Genomic DNA, 20,371 nt, shown 5'->3' on the forward strand with positions numbered 1-20,371 from the left:
GGCTTCGGTATCGTCGGGGGAAGCGGCAATTCCCCAACAACGGCTCCCTGAATACCCTGAACGAGTGCGGGTCGAAACGAAGCGGGCGCTGGTGGTTGACACCGGCATCGCGATCGCCGCCGGGGCCGGCTGCTTGGCACTCGGGCTCACCGGACTGCCGGCCTGGTACTGGTCGGCAACGCTGGCCCCGTTGCTGACGATCCGCCGGGTCGCACCGCTGACCATGCTCGGACTCGCAGCGCTCATCTCGGGCATCCAGCTACTGGTGACGCAGAGCCTTCTCTTCCCCGGTGACCTCGTCGGCCTGGTCGCCGTGCACGCAGTCGCGGCGTACGCCACCGAGCGGATGCGGCACACCGGCCTCCTACTCGGCGTGATCGGCGCCCTGGTGGTGACCGGCTACGTCCTGCACACCGTGCCGAGTTGGCCGGGCGGCGCCGGGCTGCTCGGCAGCGTGATCGCGGCGACGTCGCTCGCCGCCTGGTCGACCGGGTTGCGGCACCGCCAGCAGCGCGGTGCCGTGGCGCATGCCGAGCATCGCCGGCGACTCGCCGAAGCGGAGAGCGCCGTCCGCGCCCAACTCGCGGTGCACGAGGAGCGGGCCCGGATCAACCGCGAGATGCACGACATCATCGCGCACTCGCTGGCCTCGATCATCGCTCAGGCCGAGGGTGGGCGGGTCGCCGCCCGCGCCGACGCCGTCGTCGCCGGTCCACTGTTCGATCAGATCGCGGGCACCGGTCGGGAAGCACTCACCGACGTCAAACGCCTACTCACCACCGTCGCCGAAGCGGACGACGAGCTGGATGCGAAGGGGCTACGCGCGCTACCCGCGCTACTGACCAGCGTCGCCGCCGCTGGTCTCCCGGTGACCCTGAGCACGGAGGGATCCGAGCAGCCCCTCGGGCCCGGGATGGATCTCGCCGTCTACCGGGTGATCCAGGAGTCGCTCACCAACGTCATCAAGCACACACCCCGGCAACAGGCACAGCTGCAGATGCACTGGCAGCCTGGGCTACTCACCGTCACCGTGACAAACCCACTGGTGGGACACGATGGCAGGGCGCCGGTTCCGGGGCAGGGCCTGGCCGGCATTCGACAGCGGTGCGCGCTCTTCAACGGAGGCTACACGGTGACCACCGGGGCAGAATTCACGGTCACCACCCGGTGGCCGCTGGTCCAGGAGGGAACGCTGTCGTGACCGAGCCGCCCATCACGGTGCTCATCGCCGACGACCAGGACCTCGTCCGTACGGGATTCACGCTCGTCGTCAACTCCGCCGCCGGCCTGCGGGTAGTCGCCACCGCCGCCACCGGTGCGGAAGCGGTTGACCTCGCCACCGCGCACCAGCCGGACGTCATTCTGATGGACATCCGGATGCCCCACACCGACGGTATTACCGCCACCCGGGCCATCCTCGCCGCCCCCGGGCCCCGCCCGAAGATCATCGCACTGACCACATACGACAGCGATGACTACGCGACCCGGATCCTCGATGCCGGCGCCAGTGGCTACCTACTCAAGGATTCGACCGCCGAGGCGCTCATCGCAGCCATTCACACCGTGCACCGGGGGGAGGTCGTCCTCGCATCGGCAACCACCCGGCGCCTGACAGCCGGTCGGGCCGGGCCGAGACCGGCTCAGCGGCGCACAGGCATTGATGACTTCACCGCCCGGGAGCGCGACGTCTTCCACCTGGTCGTGGCGGGAGCAAGCAACGCCGAGATCGCCCAACGGCTACACCTCGCCGAGGTCACGGTGAAGACCCACGTCGGCCGGGTGCTGGCGAAGCTCGGCGTACGGGACCGCGTCAACATCGTGATCTGGGCATACCGCAACGGCGTCGTCGGCTGACCCGGCGGCTGCCCACGATCCGTACCGCCCTCGGGCGGGACCCGGGGTCGGGCGGGACCCGGATCCCGCGACTCGGCGGCCGCGGAGCGGCTCACCGCGTACTGTCGGATGAACGGATGTCCATGGCAGGCACACCGCGTTTGCCGGACGGCCGGAAATCCCGTTCCGACCTGGGGTGAGCATTGAACACGAACCCGAATCGCTGCGTCCTGATCACTGGAACGTCCTCCGGAATCGGACTGGCCACCGCCATCGCCTGCGCCCGTGCGGGCTGGACGACCGTGGCTACGATGCGGGACACCACAAGGGCGGAGGCGTTGAACGCCGCCGCGGCGGCCGCCGGGGTGTCCCTGGATATCCGTGCCCTCGACGTCACCGACGAGTCGGTCCGGGACGGTATCGACTCGGTGGCGGCCGAGCACGGCCGGCTCGACGCCGTGATCAACAACGCCGGCGCCGCGTACCTCGGCACCGTGGAGAATGACGACCTCGCCGACATCCGCGCCTGCGTCGAGGTGAACTTCTTCGGCGTGATCCAGGTATCCCAGGCGGCGATGCCGCACCTGCGGTCCAGCGGCGGCCGCCTCCTGACCATCAGCAGCGTCGGTGGCAGTGTCGGGCAGCCCTTCAACGAGGCGTACTGCGCCGCCAAGTTCGCCGTCGAGGGCTTCATGCAGTCGCTGGCGCCGGTCGCCCGCACGGTCGGCGTGCAGGTTGGCATCATCGAGCCCGCCGCAGTTGTCAGCGAATTCGTGGCCAACGCCAACGTGGACATCCCGGCCATGGTGGCGCAGGCCGGGCCGTACGCGCCGGCGCTTACCGCGTACGTGCAGCGGGTCCAGGCGATGTACGAGGCGGACACCGGCAAGCCTCAAACGTCCGACGAGGTCGCAGCTGTGGTCATGGAGGTGCTGACCGCGCCGGAGCTGCCCTTCCGGACGCAGACCTCGAACGAGGCGCGGGACTTTGTGGGCCGGTCGCTGTCGGACCTCAATGGTTCGGCCGTCCTCGGGGAGACCCGGGGCTGGGTCGCCCAGTAGGGCTAACAGGCTCCCGCTCGATGTGCGGTGGGGGCGAGCCGGCGGAGGCCGGCCGCTCCGCCGTCGGACGAACCCGGCGCAGCAGCGACGCCGACAACACGGCGAGGAGCACCGCCAGCCCGGCGCTCACCCCGCCGGCGGTGTTGAAGCCACCGGTGAACGCGACCCGCGCCGCCTCCAGCAGCGCCGCGCCGGCCGGCTCGGGCAGCTGCTCGGCGACGACGGTGGCGCCGGCGAGGGATTCCGCAGCCGCCTCGCCGGCATCTCCTGGCAGGCCCACCGGGATGGCGGCGGCGACCGCACTGCGGTACACCGCTGTGCCGACGCTGCCCAGCAGCGCGACACCAAGCGCGACCCCGAGTTCGGTGCTGGTCTCGGAGATCGACGATGCGGACCCGGCCCGCTGTGGTGGAGCGGCCCCGATGGCCAGATCGGTGCCCAACACGGCCCCGGGGCCGAACCCGAGGTAGACCAGTACCAGGCCGAGCACTGCCAGGCCGAGCCCCACCGGCGCTGCCCACCAGGCCGATCAGCGAGTAGCCGACCGCCGCGACCACCATGCCGCCGGCCACCACGTAGCCCGGGGTGACGCGCCGCGCGAGCAGCGGCGCCAGCATCGAACCGGCCAGCATGGCGATCGCGTACGGCAACATCCACCGGCCGGCTCGCAGCGGGGGGAGGCCCACGACGAGCTGGGCGTACTGCGCGAAGAGCAGGGCGATGCCCCCGATGGTGGTCCCACCGACCAGCATGATGAGGCCCTAGCTGTCCATGATCCACAGCAGTTGGGCGGCATCCGGCGCCAGGTCGGCGCTCAACTGCGGTAACGCCAGGTACAGCACGTTGAGGTCAAGTGCCAGCAGCAGCGTGGGCAGGGCGAGCACCGCGAGCCCCACCCATTCCCGCCGGCCAGCTCGGCTCTCGTTGATGTCCATCAAAGGATCCCGTCGAGTCCGCGCACCGGCCCCGGATCTACCCGTCGTAGTCGTCGTGCAGCCGCCACCAGCTGTACGGCGTGCCCTGCGGCCGCCCGCCCGGAGTCTCCTCCCAGGTCTCCTGCCGGCCCAGCGGAGTCAGGTCGAGCAGGGTCCAGTTGCTGCCGAGGGCCTCAACGCCGCGCCCAGTGGTGAAGTACGTGCGGTACACCTCGTCGCCGTCGCGCAGGAAGACACTTAGGCCAAAGGACTCCCCCGCCTCCGACGTCAGCCCGAAGTCGGGGTTGAAGTCGGTGCCGTAGGACGAGTACCAGGGCAACGTCCAGCCCATCCGCTCCTGGAACGGCGTGATCTCGGCCCGGGGCGCCCGCGAGATCAACGCGACTGTGGTATCCCGTGCGTTCAGGTGAGCCGGGTGCCCGAGGTTGTCCACGAACATGGAGCAGCCCTCGCAGTGGTGCGACGAGTCGGGGGTGAGCATGAAGTGGTAGACGACCAGCTGCCGCCGTCCCTCGAACACGTCGGCCAGGCCGACCCGGCCGGCGGGCCCGTCGAAGACGTACTCCTGCTCGATGCGGGTCATTGGCAGCCGGCGGCGCTCGGCGGCGAGCGCGTCCCGGGCTCGGGTCGCCTCCTTCTCCTTGACCAGCAGCCGCTCGCGCGCGGCCTGCCACTCCTGGGCGGACACAACCGGTGGCAGGTTCACGATCTTTCTCCGTTCCTGGGGTGCGGCCGGTGGATCCCAGCCTCCTGGTCCACCCTGTCCGGCGGCACTCTCGGTCCAATCCCGGCGAAATCACGGTCCGTTGTCGGGGCCCTGGGCTACGGTGCCCCCATGCGCTTCGGGCTCCTCGGTCCGCTGGGTGTCTGGACGGCGGACGGCACACCGGTCACCGTGCCCGATCTGAAGGTCCGGCTCCTGCTCGCCACCCTGCTGGCCCACGAGGGGCAGCCGGTGTCGATCGACCGGCTCCGCGAGCAGGTGTGGACGGACCGGCCACCGGCCAACCCGACCGGGGCACTGCAGACGAAGGTCTGGCGACTGCGCCGTGCCCTGGACGCCGCGACCCCCGGCGCCCGCGACCGCGTGCTCTCCCACCCGCCGGGCTACCTGCTCCGGACGGGCCCGGAGCCGACCGACGCCGAACGGTTCACGGCCTTGCTGGAGCGGGCCGCCAACACCGCCGCCGCGCCCAACCGGGCCGCGCTCCTCGACGAGGCGCTCGGGCTGTGGCGGGGCCCGGTGCTGGCCGACTTCCCCGAGGCCCCGTTCGCCACGGCACTGGCCGCGCGGCTGGCGGAGCAGCGGTTGACCGCCATCGAGGACCGGGCCGAGGCCCGGCTCACCCTCGGCGAGCACCACCCGCACAGCGGGGAGCTCGGCGACCTGCTGACCCACCACCCGTACCGGGAGCGCCTGCGTGCCCTGCATCTGCGGGTGCTGTATCGCGCGGGCCGACAGGGTGAGGCGCTGGACAGCTACGACCGATTCCGTCGGCAGCTCGCCGACGATTTGGGCGTGGATCCCGGTCCCGAGCTGGTCGCCCTCCACCGGGCGATCCTGTCGCAGGACCCGGCGCTGCTCGCCCCAACGGCGACGAGCAGCCCGGTCACCATCGCGCCACCGCCGCCGGGCGCGGTGTCTCCAGCACGGGTGCCGGGAAACCTTCCCGTAGCGCTGACCGAGCTGATCGGCCGGGAGGAGGCGGTACGCGACCTCCACCGTCTACTCGATGCCGGCCGGCTGGTAACCCTGGTGGGCTCCGGCGGGGTGGGCAAGACCCGCATGGCGGTCGAGGCGGCCCACCAGGTAGCCGGGGCGTACCCGGACGGGGTGTGGCTGGTGGAGCTAGCGGCCCTGGAAGCCGACCCGGCGGTCCTGGCCGGGGCGATCCTCGCGGTGCTCGGCGTCCGCGAACACGCGGAGCACCCGCCCGCCACGCCGCCCGAGCGGTTGCTGGCGGCGCTACGTGGTCGCCAACTCCTGCTGCTCCTGGACAACTGCGAACACGTCGTCGAGTCCGTCGCCGAGCTGGCCAACCGGGTACTGCGACACGCGCCGGGCGTCCGCCTGCTGGCCACCAGCCAGGAGCCGCTGGGCGTCGCCGGCGAGCAGGTCTGCGCCGTACCTCCGCTGGCCCTGCCGGATCCCGCGGTCGGCGACCCGGTGTTGCTCGCCCGGGCGAGCGCGGTCCGATTCTTCGTCACCCGGGCGAGAGCCGCCGCGCCCGCGTTCGCGCTCGACGAGACGAACGCCCGAGAGGTCGCCGAGCTGTGCCATCGGCTCGACGGAATCCCGCTGGCGCTGGAGCTGGCCGCCACCCGGGTCCGCGCACTGGGAGTCCACGGTCTGCTGACCCGGATCGACGATCGATTCCGGGTACTGACCCGCGGGCACCGGGGCGCACCACCCCGCCAGCAGACCCTCCGCGCGATGATCGACTGGAGCTGGGAGCTGCTCGGCGAGCCCGAACAGCTTGTCCTGCGGCGGCTTGCGGTGCACGCCGACGGTTGCACGCTGGAGGCCGCCGAGGTGGTGTGCGCCGACGATGATCTCCCTGCCGAGCGGGTTCTCGACCTGGTGGCCCGCCTGGTCGACCGCTCGCTGGTGGTCCTGACCGAGACGCCGGTCGGGCCGCGGCACCGGCTGCTGGAGTCCGTGGCGGCCTACTGCGCCGAGCGGTTGCGGGAGGCGAACGAGGTGGCGACAGTCCGTCTCCGTCACCGGCGGTACTACACCGCGCTGGCCCGCCGGGCCGATGAGGAGCTGCGCGGCCCGAAGCAGCGGCAGTGGCTGGCCCGGCTCGACCAGGAGACCGCCAACCTGCGGCAGGCGCTGGACAATGCGGTCGCTGACGGTGACGCGGCGGGGGCACTCGACCTGAGCACCGCGCTGGCCTGGTACGGCTACCTGCGGGGCCGGTTGCGGGAGACGCGCCGATCAATCGAGGCCGCGCTCGCTGTCGCCGGTCCCGCGCCGGCGACGCCACGGGCCGCCGCCGCCTGCTGGCGCGCCGGACTGGCGCTGCTGGAGCGCGGCGGCGAACACGCACCGCTGGTTGCCCCCGCGCTGAGCGGCTGGCCAGCCGGGGAGGGGTTGGCGGCGCGGGCGCGGGCCGTGGCCTTCCTCGGGCTCGCGCTGCTCAACACCGGCGATGTGGCCAGCAGCAAGACCCTGGTCCACGAGGTGTTGCCGGAGTTCGAGCGGCTCGGCGACCGGTGGGGGGTCGCCGCCGCGCTGAGCCTGCGGGCGAGTCAGGCACTGGCTCACGGCGACCTGGCGGCGGTACGCCGGGACGGCGAACGTGCCGTCGCCCTCTTCCGCGAGCTGGGCGACCGGTGGGGCCAGTTGCAGGCGTCCTTCCCGCTCACCAACCGGGCGGAGGCCACCGGGGACTATCCGGAAGCGGCCCGGCTGCACCGGGAGGGCCTGGAGCTGGCCGAGGGGCTGGGGCTGTGGCTGGAGGCCGCGGACCGCCTCTCCGGCCTGGGCCGCATCGCGCTCCTCACCGGCGACTACGACCGGGCCCGCGAATTCCACGAGCGCGCGCTGCGACTGGCCGCCGCGCAGAGCTGCAAACCGGCGGAGCTGTACGCGCAGATCGGGCTGGGGCTCGGCGCCCGCCGCGAGGGCCGCCTCGCCGATGCGGAGCGGTTGCTACGGAGCGTCCTGGACTGGACTCGGCAGCCGGGCCTGGACGCCGACGTGGTGCGGGCCCTGCTCCTGGCGGAGCTGGGTTTCATCGCCGAACTGCAGGGCGCCGCCCCCGCCGCGGATTCCCTGCACGCCGAGTCGTTCGCCCTGGCGAGCGCCGTCGGCGACCCGCGGGCGCAGGCGCTGGCGCTGGAGGGGCTGGCCGGCGTGGCTGCCATCGACGGTCGCCCCACGCGGGCGGCCCGGCTGCTCGGCGCAGCGGCGATGGCGCGCGACTCGGTGGGCGCGCCACTGCCGGCCGGGGAGCGGGGAGACGTGGACCGAATCACCGCCGCCGCCCGCGCCGCGCTGGGTGCCCCGAGGTTCGCCGCGGAGTTCGACCGAGGCACGGGGCTGCGCCCCGAGCAGGCGTACGCCCCCTCCTGCGCGCACCGAGCTCACTCTGGGCAGGGGGCCGGTGCGACTCGGCCACCCGCGGACGTGGGGTGACTCAGTACGGCTCCTTCCAGGCTTTGACGACCGAACGGACGAGCAGAACGGGGCCCACCAAGCCGCCGATGACTGTTATCGCCCTCAGCTCCACCTGGCCGGTCATCGTGCCAATGAACATCGTCGCGGACAGGCCGACAACTCCGGCCGTGACGCAGCCGAGTGCGACGACGCGAGCCTTCTTCCGGGTGCTGAAACTGCGGAACCGACGGAAGACGCCGGGTCGCCGGGATACCGGGGGCGGCTGCGGGATCTCCGCCGGATCACGGGCCGGCAGCTCCACCCGAACCCGCGCGGGTACCGCCTGATCCACCGCTTGGGTGGGCAAGCCCGGATAGAGAGTCGGTTCGAGGCGAACCGAGATGCCGTCCGCGCCAAGGAGTTGTCGGCCGCCGTCCGGCCAGGTGAGCAGCGCGGCACAGGTATCGTAGTGGACGGTGACGAACTCGTCACTGTCGTTGCTGACCACGCTCACCCCATCGTTCCCGACGACGAGTCGCTGGGTCAGACCACCCTGCCCAGGATAGTCGGTGCCGGTAACGACTGCGGTCGACGAGGTCGGTGCAGCGACGAATCCGGCCCAGTCCGCGGTACGCCCACGCGGTGTCATCAGCAACGAGTCCGCGAGTACGTCGGTCGCGACCTCGTGCACCGCCTCCGGGGTAACCTCCTTCACCTGTCGTAGCAGGTCGTCGCTGGCGGTAAGGCCCTCCCCGGTGAGCACGTCGAACGCGGCCGAGGCCAGCCGGGCGCTGTCGACGTCCTCAGCGGAGAGCGCCTCCGTGGCCTTGCCGATCACCGCGGCGATGTTCGCCTCGTCAATCCGACCGACCCGAACCTTCGCCAGAACGTCAATGAATCCGCCGAGCACCGCATCCTGCTTCTCGGGCAGGGCATCGGCGAGTGCGGTTATGGTCGCGTACCCGTCGCCACGCGGTTCGTAGTTGGTGGCAGCGGTGTAGGACAGTCCGTCCCGTTGGCGCAGCGCCTGAAAGAGTTCCCGCTCCAGCGCCCCGGCGAACACGCTGGCGGCCACGCTACGGGCAGCCACGGCGTTGATGGCGGTCAGGCCGCCGGAGCCGGAGAAGAACGCCGGGGTCTGGGGCAGCGCCGACGACGGCGCTGGGACCGGCATCCGCTGGCCGGTTGGAAGGTCGATTCGCAGCCCGGCCGGTAGGTCCGCTCCCGCCAGCCACAGCACCGCGTTCTCCTTGGTGAAGTAGCGTCGGGCCCAATCCTGCAGGTCCTCCAGGGAGACCGCGTGCAGGCCCCACTCGGGATAGCTGAGCAGGCCGTGGCCGCGGGCGCCGTATCGCCACAGCGGCAGCTCGTCCAGGCTGGAGCCGGACTTGCTGTTCCACTCGGTCCGCAGGATCGCCTTTTCCGTCTCCACCCGACTGGCCGGTAACTCACGCAGGCTCTTGCACACGCCCGTCAGGAACGTGGTGATGTCGTCAACCGACCCCTGTAGGTGAAAGTGGGTGACGACGCTACCGGTGGTGCCGTTGTAGTGATAGTCGGCGGTTCCCAACGGGTGTAGCACGAGATGCTCCAGCAGGTGGGTGATCCCACGCCGGGCCAGGGTCTCGTCGGCCTGACCAACCCGAAACATGAGTCCGGCGTGGGTGGGCCCCGTAGTCGGGGCGAGCAGCGCCGGCACCCCGTCGACCTCCAGCTGCCGGATCATCGCCAGTCACCTTTCGCCATCGCCTTACGGCGGAAGTCGTCAAACTCTTTCACCGGGTCATCGAAGTATCCCCAGACGCTTTCACTGACCAGATTGCCGACCGCGGCGAAGTACGGGGCCGCGAGGGCGTGGGCGCCGAGGACGCTGTAGATCAGCGCGAACCGGCTGACCGCGTCGACCCAGCCGTGTTCCGTGCCGAAAGCCGGATGCAGCACCGATCGGGCGGCAGCCTCGCGTAGCTCCTCCCGGACCCGAAGGTCCTTGCGGTAGTCGGCCCGTTCGGTGCCCGCCAGTTCGGTCAGGTGCTCGTAGTGGGCTTGGGCGACAAGACTGCCCTGTGCCGCGCCCTCCGGCGCAGCCAGCATCGCGTCCCAGGCGAAGGAGTGCATCCCGTGGTACGAACCACCCCACTTCGGACAGATCTGCTGTAGATACTGCAGCTGTCCCGGCAGGTGGTGCGGGTCGCCTTCGGCGAGCCGGTCGTAGCGGCGACGCGCCTCTGCCTGGCCGAGTTCGAGGCCTCGGGCGGTGAGAAGGCGGCAATACCAGATCGCCGGGTCACCCGGCTGGTACGCGGCGGCGTCGATCAACATCTGTTCGGCGCCACGCAGGATCCGATGGAACTCGCGGAACTGGTCCTGGCTGACGTACTGGGCCCGATAGCCGGTTCGCACCTCCCAGGCCTTCACGATCAGGCATTTGCCGAGCAGCGCGGCGGCGAGCCCGTCGGCCGGGTCGGCCTCGACCTGCCGCCGGGCGAGTGCCGCGGTCGGTGGCAGCGAGCCAGCGTAAACGATCATCTCGGTCCGGGTAGCCGGGCGCTGGCCGTCGACCAGGCGTCGCAGCGCGACCCAGTCACCATCCAGCACGCCAGCGCGCAGGTCGGAGAGCTCGCGATAGGCGGTAGCGAGGTCGGTGGTGAGTACGGGCGCGGTGGACATGCGGGGATCCTAAGCCGACTGCGACGCAACCAACCAACCGGATTGGCGGACCACCGGGCCACGTCAATTGATAGCGACCCGTTTCATTACTGTATTGCTCAATACGCGCCGTTGTCGGTCACAACTGCCCGGAAAGAGCCAGCTCCGTCTGGTATGGAAAGGAGCCGGGCTGATAGCCGCAGGACGGTTCCTCGGCCCAGATATCGCCGGTCACCGCGTACGCCCGGGCCCGCGATCCGCCGCAGGCGGTGCGAAACTCGCAGCCACCGCAGCGGCCACCGAGCCGCTCGGGATCACGCAGCGCGGTGAACAGCGCCGAATCCCGGTAGATGTCGCGGAGCGGTCGCTGCCGCACGTTGCCGGCCGATACCGGCAGGAAGCCGCTGGGATGCACGTCGCCACGGTGGGACACGAAGACAAATCCGTTGCCGGCACTCACCCGTAGCGGCGCCCGCCGGACCCGGCCGGCGGTACCGGTCAACCCGCGCGAATCGAGGTCGTCACGCAGGTGCCGGTACAGCCGCCCGAGGCCGAGGAGACGGACGTGGTCGTCGCCCCGCCGGGCCAGCGCCTCGCGTTGCAGGCAGACCCGGCGGAAGTGGTGCGCCTCGGTGGTCTTGACCGCGATGGTCTCACCGAGGTCGTACAGCACGTTGAGCACGTCCTCGGTCTGGGCGGCGTCCAGGCTCCGCAGTCCCTGACCCCGTCCGGTCGGGACGAGGAAGAAGACGCTCCAGAGCAGGGCGCCGTAGTCGCGTACCTGGGTGGCCAGCTCCGCCAGATCGTGGACGTTATCCCGGGTCACGGTGCTGTTGATCTGCACCTTGAGGCCAAGGTCGGCGGCGTCACGCCAGGCCTGCATGGTCAGGTCCCACACTCCGGGGACACCCCGGAAGCCGTCGTGTCCGGCGGCGGTGGCCGCGTCGAGGCTCAGCGAAACCGCCCGCGCCCCGGCTGCGCGCAGGGCGGTCAGCGCCGGACGGGTGAGGGTGGGTGTGCCTGATGGTGAGACGGACACCGGCAGGCCGAGCTCGGTGCCGCGCCGGACCAACAGCTCCAGGTCTGGGCGCTGGAATGGGTCCCCGCCTGTGATCACGAACAGCGGCGCGGGACGTCCGAACTCGGCAACCTGCATCATCAGTGCGGTGGCCTGTTCGGTGCTCAGCTCGGCTCGGTCCCGGTCGGGGCGGGCGGAGGCCCGACAGTGCAGGCAGGCGAGCGGGCACGCCTGGGTGGCCTCCCAGATCACGATGAAGGGACGTTCCCCGACGTTCTGCTTCGGTGTCCGCACCGGCGCGCCCGGGCCCCGGCGCGCTGCCTGCTTCCGGTTCGTCCCGATCAGGCGCTGCCGCTCGGTCCGCGGCGGCGTCATGCCTGTTGGGCCGCGGTGTTCGACTGCGGTGGGGTCAGCCGGTCCCAGGCGGACATCGGCAGCGCGATGACCGCGGCTGGGAACAGCCCGTGTTCCTCGTTGTCGATGTGCCGGTGCAGTCGGTCCAGGGCAGCCAGCACCGCCGGCCAGTCCGGTGCCGCACGGTCGACGTTACTGAGGACGCCGTGAATGTCGTCGTGCTCGTCGCAGAGCTGCTCCACCGCTTCGGTGAGGCTGCCCTCGGCACGCAGCTCGGGAAAGAGGCCGCGTTCCTCGGTTTCGGTGTGCGGCATCAGCAGCGTGAGCAGGTCGTCGAGGAGGTAAACCCGGTCGTCCGCGCCCACCGTGATCGCCGTACGCAACCGTCCGGCAGCGTTGGCGATCGCCTCGTGTTCGGCGGTCAGTTGCCCGATCAGCGGGAACTCCCGACAACCGCAGTAGTTACACATGGCCCCTCTCCCGACCGTGATGTGGGGGATACATCAACCTTGCCCTGATAAACCCGGAGCACCTAGGGCCGTTCGACCTGTCCCCGCCGGAGACAGGTCCCGGACACCCGGATTCGACGGTCGGTCCGCCCCGGACGGGGGCGGACCGGCCGTCGACTCACACTCGGGACCGGGACGGAGCACCGGTGGATCACGTCGGGCGCGCACCCGCCCCCACCAGCGGAGCGGCCACCGCGGCCGGCTCCTCGGCCGTGGCCCGTTCCCGCAGCCGGTCCCGCAGCCAGATACCCCACCAGATCAATCCGCGACCCAGGCAGACGAGGGTCACCGCGAAGAACAGCGTGTAGACCACATTGAAGATCATCAGCACGCCGTAGACCCCGGCCACGGCGGCGCCAAAGATGAACTGGGCTCGACCCTTCATCGGGGTGGTGCCCGGGTCGGTAATCATATAGTTGGTGAACAGGACGAACGCGACACCGGTGATGGGCACGAGCGCCGCCCAGAGCTGCACATCCCAGATGAGGTGCCGCAGCACGGCCTGGATCACGAAGCCGCCGACCCAACCCACGATGAGTGGGATCTTCTTGGTGAGCACGCCGTTCAGGACGGTCCCGGCGGTGATAATGATCAGTGGCACGAAGACCTGCATCACGTCCGGCACGTTCTCGGTGAAGTGGTACGGCGGAGCGATGTTGACCCAGGAGAAGACGAGCAGGGTCACCGTGATGCCCAGATTGGACGGGTTCATGAAGTGCCGCATTCGGCCGCGAATGGGCGCCTGGAAGATTGCCTTCTGCCCGATCGCGACCACGACCGCGAACGCAATCGGCCAGAACTGGTCGTTGGCGTAGAGCAGCATGTTCGCCGCGAGCGCCGTGATGTGCGCCGGTAGTAGGAAGGTATAGACGCCCCAGGCGCCGTTGCCCAGGAAGGCCGGCCGTCGACGGTGCGCCCAGGCGGTCACGAGTTCGACGATGACTTCAATGGCGTAGCCGACGGCCACGGCAAAGAGCGGCCAGGTCCACGGCTGCTCGAAGCCAAGCACCGTATAGCCGAGGATGTTGAAGACGCTCATGGAAATCGCGAAGTTTCGCAGCGCCAGGTACCGGGGATCGCGGCTGTCCAACCGTGGCGGGCTGTCCCGGTTGGTCGAGGCGTGGCGATCGAAGCTGGCGGCGGTGGCGATGCGGGGCGGAGCGGAATCAGTGCGCGGCACGGTGCCGGATGCCCCCACATCAGCCCGGGTATTGTCTCGGACGTCGGTCATTGTGCCTTCATCTCCTGGACTTCTTCAGTGAGCAGCAGGTCGTGCCAGCCGGCCGTGAGGTCGAGGGTCTGCGTGTGTGCGTTGCCGGTGCGGTCGCGCCAATGGATCTCGGCGGAGACTGGTTGGCTGCCGGCTGCACCGAGTCCGAAAAAGACGTCAAAGCTACGCTTTCCCGAGTGGCCGCTGGCGCCGTCGAGCTGCGCCACCCGGGTACGACCGTCCGCGGTGCGGACGACGACCTTGGCGCCGTAGGCGGGAGTGCCGGGCACGCCGGTCGGCGCTCCAGCGGCTGCCGGTCGGTAGAGCCGGAGGCCGAGGAAGTTGTTCTGGCCGGCGCGGTCGTTGCGGTAGTAGGACGGAGCACCCCACTGTCGCGCCACGGCAAAGTCCTGACCACCGTCACCGTTGGTGTCGGCCACCGCCACGCCACGGCTGGGCGTCGTATCGGTCATGCCGAGCTCGGCGGCGATGTCGGCGAAGCGGCCGTTGCCCTCCCGCACCCAGAAGGCGAAGGGCTGGGCACCGGCGATGTCGTCACCCGGCTCAGCGTTGGGCCACATAGCCGGGTTCCGAAGCATGAGGTCATTGCTCATCGCCAGTTCCTGGAGCAGGTTCCAGCGATTGGTCTCGCCCTTGACGAAGCCGGCGGTCTGCACCACGGACATCTCGCCGCTGTTGTTGAAGTCCGCCATCTTGGCGTCCCATCCCCACCCGACCCAGGCCAGGTTGAGCGAGGCCGCCTTGTTGTCGAAGACCGCGATCCCCTGGCTCAGCCGGCGCCGGGCGTCGGCAGCGTCCACAGCGTTGTTCTTCCAGACAAAGTTGCTCTCCTCCAGGCCCCAGGAGGTGGTGATGTTGCTGACAAACATGTCGAAGGCGCCGGTGCCACCAAGATCACCGAACTCGATCGCCATGCCCTTGAACGAGTCGTGCCCGATGACCAGGGATTTCGGGGTGAACGCGCCCCGCTGCCCCTCGGTCAGCTCAAAACGGATCTTGCCTGGGGTGGAGACGTTGTGGAAAAGGCGATCCTTGCCGAAATCATTGGCCAGGTAGAGTTCCGGCAGTAGGTCACCGTCGATGTCGGCCGATCCCGCGCCGAGGGTCCAACCCGTGGCGTACTGCGGCTTGATGGCCGGCTCCTCGACGTAACGTACTGTTGGCTGGTCACCGATGGTGGCCGAGGTCCAGCGCAGCAGGTGCGCGCCACCAGCGTTCTCGGCGCGCGACAGCGAGTGGTTCATCTCCACGTTCGGCTGTCCGACCGGGTCGAGCACCTGACTGTCCGGGAAGTAGTTGAACACGCCGATGTCCGGGTGTCCGTCACCGTCGAAGTCAGCGACCGCGACAGCGTTGGTGTTCCACAGTTTGCCCTGGTAGACGCCGTCGTTGGAGTTCTGTTCAGCGATCAACTCGGTCGGGTGGAAGGTCGCCGTACCGAGTGTCGGACCCGCACCGGTGCGATGCATGAACAGCACCGGCGTCCGGCCCCAGTAGTAGACCAGTAGGTCGAGCAGACCGTCACCGTTGAAGTCGCCGGGGACACAGCCCATCGGCGCCATCGCCGAGTGGGTGGGCAGTGGCTTCGGGTCGAGCACGAACGGTGCGTACCGCGCCGGCCCGTCAGGTGCCGGGGTGACGACCACGGTGTCACTACGCGTATCCACGAGACACAGGTCGTTGGCGATCCGGTCACCATCGAGATCGTTGACCGCGATCGCCGCACCGACCGAGGACACCCAGGCCCGAATATGCTCGTATGCGGGATTGACTGGCCGGACCGTACGCTGAGGCAGCCCTGGCGGCAACGCAATGGGCAATTCTGTGAAGCCATACCGGGAGGCGAGCGCCTGCCGTTCGGAGGCCGACGCACTGGGCAGGCGGGCCACGGCGAAGAGCGCAGCCGCCAGGACGAGCACGAGAAGTGCAGGAAGCGTTCGGCGAATCACACCGACAGGTTGGGGTGACAATGGTTCCCTCCAGGTAGGGGCCACTACCGATTCCGGGTACGGCAATTCAGCCGACAGGTCGGGCGGACCGGTGGTCACCAGCAGCCAAGAGACGGATGGTGCGAACTATCGTCGCGATACGAGTTACCTGCAATGGGTGCTGCAGTTCTCGGTCGATCCGCGAATAACCGGCAATCCCTTCATGTTGTCGGCCATCGAGATACGGAACTGGCTGCCAGCACACTTATCGTGCCGGTAGCACCGGCGGAGTTCTTCTCAAAAGTTGCTCAATGCCTTAACCGCGCCTCACCTGCACTGATCGGCGTCATCATCGGGGACGCACTCAGCGCTCTGGCAGTTCCGGCGTCATCGGCACGCCAGCTGATGTTCACGCGCCATCCGGCGTAGCGCGGCCAGGGCTACCCCGAACAGCACCCCACGGACTATTGCCGGGCCCTTCCGGTTGTCCGCGTCGGCCTTGCCGGCCAGATCCAGCTCGGCCCGCGCCACCTCCTCGGCCGCCCGGGCGAAGGGGGCGAAGAAGGAGGCGTCCGCCTCGCAGCCGAGGAGGCGCAGGCTCGCCAGCACCTCGGCCAGCACCTCCTGCCCGTTCGCGCTGGCATGTCGACCCCAGCCCATGGACTCCACCAGCGCCTCGACATCCTCCCGGGCGCTGGCCACAGCTACCGACCCGACCGACGTGGCACAGTCCAGGTCGATCGCCCGGTCCAAGACCTGGTACGCCTCGGCCAGGGACACCTGATCATCATCAATAGCAGCGAGGATGCCGCGCACCGAGGCCAGGTCGAGACCGCCGACCCCGGTCAGCGTGCGGATGAAGCGAAGACGTCGCAGGTGCTGCTCACCGTAGTCGGCCTGGTTGCGACCAGTGGGAATCCCGGACGGCAGAAGCCCTTCGCGCAGGTAGAACTTGATCGTCGGTACCGAAACGCCACTTCGTCGACCTAGCTCCGAGATTCGCAAGCGTCCTCCCCTGGCGAAACGTTGCGGGCAATCTTGCCACAGGTGTCGGCAGAGGACCATTGAATGACTTCCGCCGACCATCCCACCCCGGATGGATCTGCACCAACCTGTACTAATTAGGCGATTTCGCCCCCGGCGCCCAATTGCCGCAGCACGCTTGGATAGTGGCGAGTTCCGATAGACAAAACTGTCGGGACACTCCCGCCAAGAGTGTTTATCACCACACCCAGGCCAAGGGCAAGAATTGAGAAGGACAGCGCCATAACACTGAGCTACCCTTCAGGCACTCTCCGCCTTGACCGCCTTCTGAAGCTAGGCTAATATCAGCTCCCGAGCGGCAGATAATTGCCGATAATACGTTTGCACCAAAAGGCACCACAACCTCAGCAATGCCGCCACCATGTCCGCACGTTCTGGGGGAGAGAAAATGCAGGACGCAGCCGAAAAAGCCGTCGATCGCGTCATCGATACAATGCGAAACAACCTATCCGATCAATTAACAGTAGACGATATGGCGCGAGCGGCTATGTTCAGCAAGTTTCACTTCACCCGTATCTTCCAAAGGGTTACCGGGGTATCACCTGGCCGGTTCCTGTCGGCGATCCGGCTGCAGGAGGCGAAACGACTGCTCGTGACAACCAGGCTGAACGTGACCGACATCAGTATCCGCGTGGGCTACAACAGCGTCGGCACCTTCAGCACCCGGTTCACCAAGAGCGTGGGACTGTCGCCGACCACCTACCGCCGGATGGGTGGCTACACCAGACGTATCCCGACCCTGCAAACATCGACGGGGTACGGCACCGTCCGCGGCCGAATCACCGCGGGCAGCCAAGGCACGTCCCCCGGCCTGATCTTCATGGGGCTGTTCCAGCACCGAATCCCGGAAGGCGCGCCGACCCGCTGCGCGATCCGCGACGAGCCCGGCCCCTTCCGCTTCACCGACGTCCCGGACGGCTCCTGGTACCTGCTGTGTCACGCCGTGTCCGGTGAAGTGCTCCGGCTCCAACAGAAGAACGTGATGGTGGCGACCGCCGGACCGCTGATCGTACGCGACCGCCAAGTTATCAATCTCGATATACAACTCAAACCGGTTTCGAAGCTGGACCCGCCGGTCCTACTCGCCCTCCTCGACGCCCGAAAGGCCGCCTACGAGCGGCAGTTCACCGCCGCCACCGAGGCGATCGCCGCCTGACCCGTCCCTGCCGGTGCGCCGGCGCGTCAATACGGGGCTGACGCGCCGGCGAACCGGTGTGCGGCGTACCAGGGCCGAGACCACGACAACGCACCTGCTCGCCCGCGCCGGGATCGGGCATGAGCTGGCGGGCACCCAACGCCGACAACCCGACCGGCTCACGTTGGGGCAACGCACAGCCACCGGTGCGGGTCGGGCCTCAGTCGACCCGCCGCACCGTCATCGGCAGACCGCCGCGTACCCGCAGGGACAGCATCGGCTCAGGTACGACCGCTCGACCCGGCAGGCCCTCCAGTCGCAGGTCACGCAGGAGCACGGCCAGGACCAGGGTGGCCTCCAGCATTCCGAGGTTGTTGCCGACGCAGAACCGCGGACCGGCCCCGAAAGGTATGTAGGCGTATCTCGGCCGGTCGGTGATACGGGAAGGATCGAACCGCTCCGGGTCGAACCGCTCCGGCTCCGCCCAGAACCGGGGGTGTCGGTGCAGGGTGTACGGACAGATCAGGATATCGGCGCCGGCGGGTACCCGGTAGCCACCGATCTCATCCTCCGCCCGCGCCTTCCGGGTGAGAATCCACACCGGCGGATACAGCCGGATAGCCTCCTCCACCACCATCGCCGTGTACCGGAGCTGATGCAAGTCCTCGTAGGCCGGGACCCGGTCTCCGAGCACCGTCCTGGCCTCGTGCCGGACCCGCTCACGCAGCTCGGGGTGCTGGTCCAGCAGATGCAAACTCCAGCCGAGAGTGCTCGCCGTCGTCTCGTGCCCGGCCAACAGCAGGGTGACCAACTCGTCCCGCAACCGCTCGCGCCCCAACTGCGGGTCGGCCTCCGCACGGGTGGAGAGGATCAGCCGGGACAGAACGTCGTCCCGACCCTCAACAGCCTGACCACGCTCCGCGGCCAGTACGTCAACGACCTCCTGCAGATGCTGACGGGCGCGCCGGAACCGCCGTTGCCGACGCAGGGGAATCCAGGTCGGTACCGTGTTCAGGGTTTCCAACTCGAACATCGCCTGGTCCTGCACCGCCGCGAACGACTCACCAACGCCGTGGAAGCCGGTCAGCTCCGCGTCGAGCAGGGTCCGGCCCAGCACCCCCAGGGTCAGCCGGGTCATCTCGTCCAGGACGTCCACCGGCGGTCCGTCCACCCGCGTCGCGAGGCGTGCGACGAGCCGGGTGGCTTCCTGCCCGACCGCCCCGGCGTACTGGGCCAGGCGCCGATTCTGAAACGCCGGTTGGATAACCCGCCGCTGTTTGCGCCACAGCTCGCCCTCGCTGGTCAGCAGGCCGTCACCGAGGGCACGCCGGGCATGTACCAACCCGATGCCCTTCTGATAGTTGGCGTGGTTATCCGCCAGGACGTGCTTGGCGTGGTCGGGATGGTTGAAGAAGTACAGCTTCTTCGGGCCAACCGGCAGCCGGGCGACGTCGCCGTACTCAGCCGCCGCCGACGTCATCATTCCGAGCCGGTCGCGCCCCAGGGCCAGCAGCAGGCGCAGGCCCGCCGTGACCGGAGGACCGGGTGGGATCCGCCCACCCCGGTCCGCAATCACCGTCATGCCGCGTCTCCGATCTGCCGCTGGAGCTGACCGAACCTGCCGGACATGAACAGCAGCGCCTCGTCATCTGGCCGGCGCTGCGCAGACAGCAGTCGACCGACGAAGATGGTGTGGTCGCCACCGTCGTACGAGCCCCACACCGCGCACTCGAAGTGGGCCAGCGCCCCGGTGATCAGCGGCACCCCGGTCGACGAACCGGGCAACCAATCCACCCGGTCGAACTGTTCGGCGCCCAACGGGCGGCGCGCATCGGCGAAGTACCGCGCCACCGACTCCTGCCCCGACCTGAGCACCGAAACCCCGAACTCACCCATGTCACCCAAAAAGCCGTGCATCATGGCCGTCCGGTTCACGCAGACCAGCAGTAGCGGCGGATCCAGTGACACCGAGGCGAACGAATTGGCGGTCATGCCGTGCGGGGTGTCACCACCGACCGTCACCACGGTGACACCAGTGGCGAAGGCCCCATACGCCCTCCGCAGCGCCTTCGACTCGGTTACGCCGGTAGTGAGTGTCCGCTGTGGCTTCACGTCTGCCTCCTCGTAGGCTGTCACAACCCCGCCGCTGCGTAGGGCTCCAGCGCCCGGATCAGCGCCTCGGGCACCCGCGCCGGCACGGTCTGGGTGTTCGGCCCACGCATACAGGCCACCCGCTGGCGGCCTCGGGCTACCACCGTTTCCCGACCGTCCGGGTCGAGTCGCACATAGTCGAAACTGAACTCCACCTGGGTCTGTGCGAGCTGGGCCAACCGCATTCGAATCGACAACTCGTCAAAGGCGGTGATCTCGGCGAAGAACTCACAGTCGACTCGGAGGGTGAACAGCTTCAGGTCGTCGCGGAGGTCGGCGAGCACCTCCGGGGCTCGCTCCTTGAGGAACATCTCCCGGCATCGCCCCTGCCAGCGCAGGTAGTTGACGTAGTACACGTTGCCGACGAGGTTGGTCTCCTCGAAGCCGACGGTGTGCACGTATTCGAAGTACTTGTCCACGG

Annotated in this window: 16 protein-coding genes and 2 pseudogenes; 5 read left to right on the plus strand and 13 right to left on the minus strand. The window is 69.0% G+C overall.

What is annotated here, in order from left to right; translation table 11 throughout:
• Nucleotides 1-64: 64 nt before the first annotated feature.
• The 3 genes from B118_RS0103370 to B118_RS0103380 all read left to right on the plus strand — a co-directional run bounded on the left by B118_RS0103370 (nucleotide 65) and on the right by B118_RS0103380 (nucleotide 2,894).
• Nucleotides 65-1,201, plus strand: coding sequence for a sensor histidine kinase (locus B118_RS0103370; protein WP_018810464.1), 1,137 nt, complete (start codon nucleotides 65-67; stop codon nucleotides 1,199-1,201).
• The gene (locus tag B118_RS0103375; protein ID WP_018810463.1) at nucleotides 1,198-1,854 is read left to right on the plus strand and encodes a response regulator; all 657 of its coding nucleotides are present in this window, start codon (nucleotides 1,198-1,200) and stop codon (nucleotides 1,852-1,854) included. The genes B118_RS0103370 and B118_RS0103375 overlap by 4 nt, the downstream gene beginning before the upstream one ends.
• A 182-nt stretch (nucleotides 1,855-2,036) precedes the next feature.
• Nucleotides 2,037-2,894 carry an SDR family NAD(P)-dependent oxidoreductase gene (locus tag B118_RS0103380; protein WP_018219316.1) on the plus strand — a complete coding sequence of 286 codons (858 nt, stop codon included), beginning with the start codon at nucleotides 2,037-2,039 and terminating at the stop codon, nucleotides 2,892-2,894.
• On the opposite strand, the pseudogene B118_RS33825 reads toward B118_RS0103380, so the two are convergent.
• From B118_RS33825 to B118_RS0103400, 3 genes and pseudogenes are all read right to left on the minus strand, one after another.
• Nucleotides 2,845-3,652 (minus strand): annotated as a pseudogene (locus B118_RS33825) (MFS transporter); the annotation flags it as partial. The gene B118_RS0103380 and the pseudogene B118_RS33825 overlap by 50 nt on opposite strands.
• A 9-nt stretch (nucleotides 3,653-3,661) precedes the next feature.
• Nucleotides 3,662-3,829, minus strand: a pseudogene (locus tag B118_RS33830) (MFS transporter); the annotation flags it as partial.
• Between the two features lie 37 nt (nucleotides 3,830-3,866).
• Nucleotides 3,867-4,535, minus strand: coding sequence for a DUF899 domain-containing protein (locus B118_RS0103400; protein ID WP_018219314.1), 669 nt, complete (start codon nucleotides 4,533-4,535; stop codon nucleotides 3,867-3,869).
• A 129-nt stretch (nucleotides 4,536-4,664) separates the two neighbouring features.
• Here B118_RS0103400 and B118_RS0103405 point away from each other — a divergent pair, with 129 nt between their 5' ends.
• Nucleotides 4,665-7,973, plus strand: a complete 3,309-nt coding sequence (locus B118_RS0103405; RefSeq protein ID WP_028192372.1) for an AfsR/SARP family transcriptional regulator — start codon at nucleotides 4,665-4,667, stop codon at nucleotides 7,971-7,973.
• Nucleotide 7,974: 1 nt separating this feature from the next.
• Here the strand turns inward: B118_RS0103405 and B118_RS0103410 are convergent, their stop codons facing one another.
• The 7 genes from B118_RS0103410 to B118_RS0103440 all read right to left on the minus strand — a co-directional run bounded on the left by B118_RS0103410 (nucleotide 7,975) and on the right by B118_RS0103440 (nucleotide 16,625).
• A complete protein-coding gene (locus B118_RS0103410) occupies nucleotides 7,975-9,660 on the minus strand; it encodes a M16 family metallopeptidase (protein ID WP_018219312.1) in 1,686 nt (561 codons plus the stop codon).
• Nucleotides 9,657-10,601, minus strand: coding sequence for a hypothetical protein (locus tag B118_RS0103415; RefSeq protein ID WP_018219311.1), 945 nt, complete (start codon nucleotides 10,599-10,601; stop codon nucleotides 9,657-9,659). Before B118_RS0103415 ends, B118_RS0103410 begins: the two co-directional genes overlap by 4 nt.
• 118 nt (nucleotides 10,602-10,719) lie before the next feature.
• Nucleotides 10,720-11,973: a TIGR04053 family radical SAM/SPASM domain-containing protein gene (locus B118_RS0103420; protein ID WP_238323853.1), complete on the minus strand. Its 1,254-nt coding sequence runs from the start codon at nucleotides 11,971-11,973 to the stop codon at nucleotides 10,720-10,722.
• Nucleotides 11,970-12,422, minus strand: a complete 453-nt coding sequence (locus B118_RS0103425; RefSeq protein ID WP_028184983.1) for a hemerythrin domain-containing protein — start codon at nucleotides 12,420-12,422, stop codon at nucleotides 11,970-11,972. Before B118_RS0103425 ends, B118_RS0103420 begins: the two co-directional genes overlap by 4 nt.
• 190 nt (nucleotides 12,423-12,612) lie before the next feature.
• Nucleotides 12,613-13,692, minus strand: coding sequence for a hypothetical protein (locus B118_RS0103430; protein WP_018219308.1), 1,080 nt, complete (start codon nucleotides 13,690-13,692; stop codon nucleotides 12,613-12,615).
• On the minus strand, nucleotides 13,689-15,611 hold the full coding sequence (locus tag B118_RS0103435; protein WP_043540980.1) for a CRTAC1 family protein: 1,923 nt from the start codon (nucleotides 15,609-15,611) through the stop codon (nucleotides 13,689-13,691). The genes B118_RS0103430 and B118_RS0103435 overlap by 4 nt, the downstream gene beginning before the upstream one ends.
• 396 nt (nucleotides 15,612-16,007) lie before the next feature.
• Nucleotides 16,008-16,625: a MerR family transcriptional regulator gene (locus B118_RS0103440; protein WP_018810456.1), complete on the minus strand. Its 618-nt coding sequence runs from the start codon at nucleotides 16,623-16,625 to the stop codon at nucleotides 16,008-16,010.
• A gap of 472 nt (nucleotides 16,626-17,097) precedes the next feature.
• Between B118_RS0103440 and B118_RS27865 the strand changes: the two genes are divergently transcribed.
• Nucleotides 17,098-17,820, plus strand: a complete 723-nt coding sequence (locus tag B118_RS27865) for a helix-turn-helix domain-containing protein (protein ID WP_080635096.1) — start codon at nucleotides 17,098-17,100, stop codon at nucleotides 17,818-17,820.
• A gap of 199 nt (nucleotides 17,821-18,019) precedes the next feature.
• Here B118_RS27865 and B118_RS0103450 read toward each other — a convergent pair whose 3' ends face one another.
• The 3 genes from B118_RS0103450 to B118_RS0103460 are packed head-to-tail and all read right to left on the minus strand — an operon-like array spanning nucleotide 18,020 to nucleotide 20,369.
• Nucleotides 18,020-19,381, minus strand: coding sequence for a cytochrome P450 (locus tag B118_RS0103450; RefSeq protein WP_028184984.1), 1,362 nt, complete (start codon nucleotides 19,379-19,381; stop codon nucleotides 18,020-18,022).
• Nucleotides 19,378-19,935, minus strand: a complete 558-nt coding sequence (locus B118_RS0103455) for a flavin reductase family protein (protein ID WP_018219303.1) — start codon at nucleotides 19,933-19,935, stop codon at nucleotides 19,378-19,380. Before B118_RS0103455 ends, B118_RS0103450 begins: the two co-directional genes overlap by 4 nt.
• Entirely contained in the window at nucleotides 19,932-20,369 is a 438-nt protein-coding gene (locus B118_RS0103460) for an acyl-CoA thioesterase (RefSeq protein ID WP_018219302.1), read from the minus strand. Before B118_RS0103460 ends, B118_RS0103455 begins: the two co-directional genes overlap by 4 nt.
• Nucleotides 20,370-20,371 lie beyond the last annotated feature (2 nt).

The sequence above is a fragment of the Salinispora pacifica CNR114 genome, assembly GCF_000514775.1.
Classification (GTDB): Bacteria; Actinomycetota; Actinomycetes; order Mycobacteriales; family Micromonosporaceae; genus Micromonospora; species Micromonospora pacifica.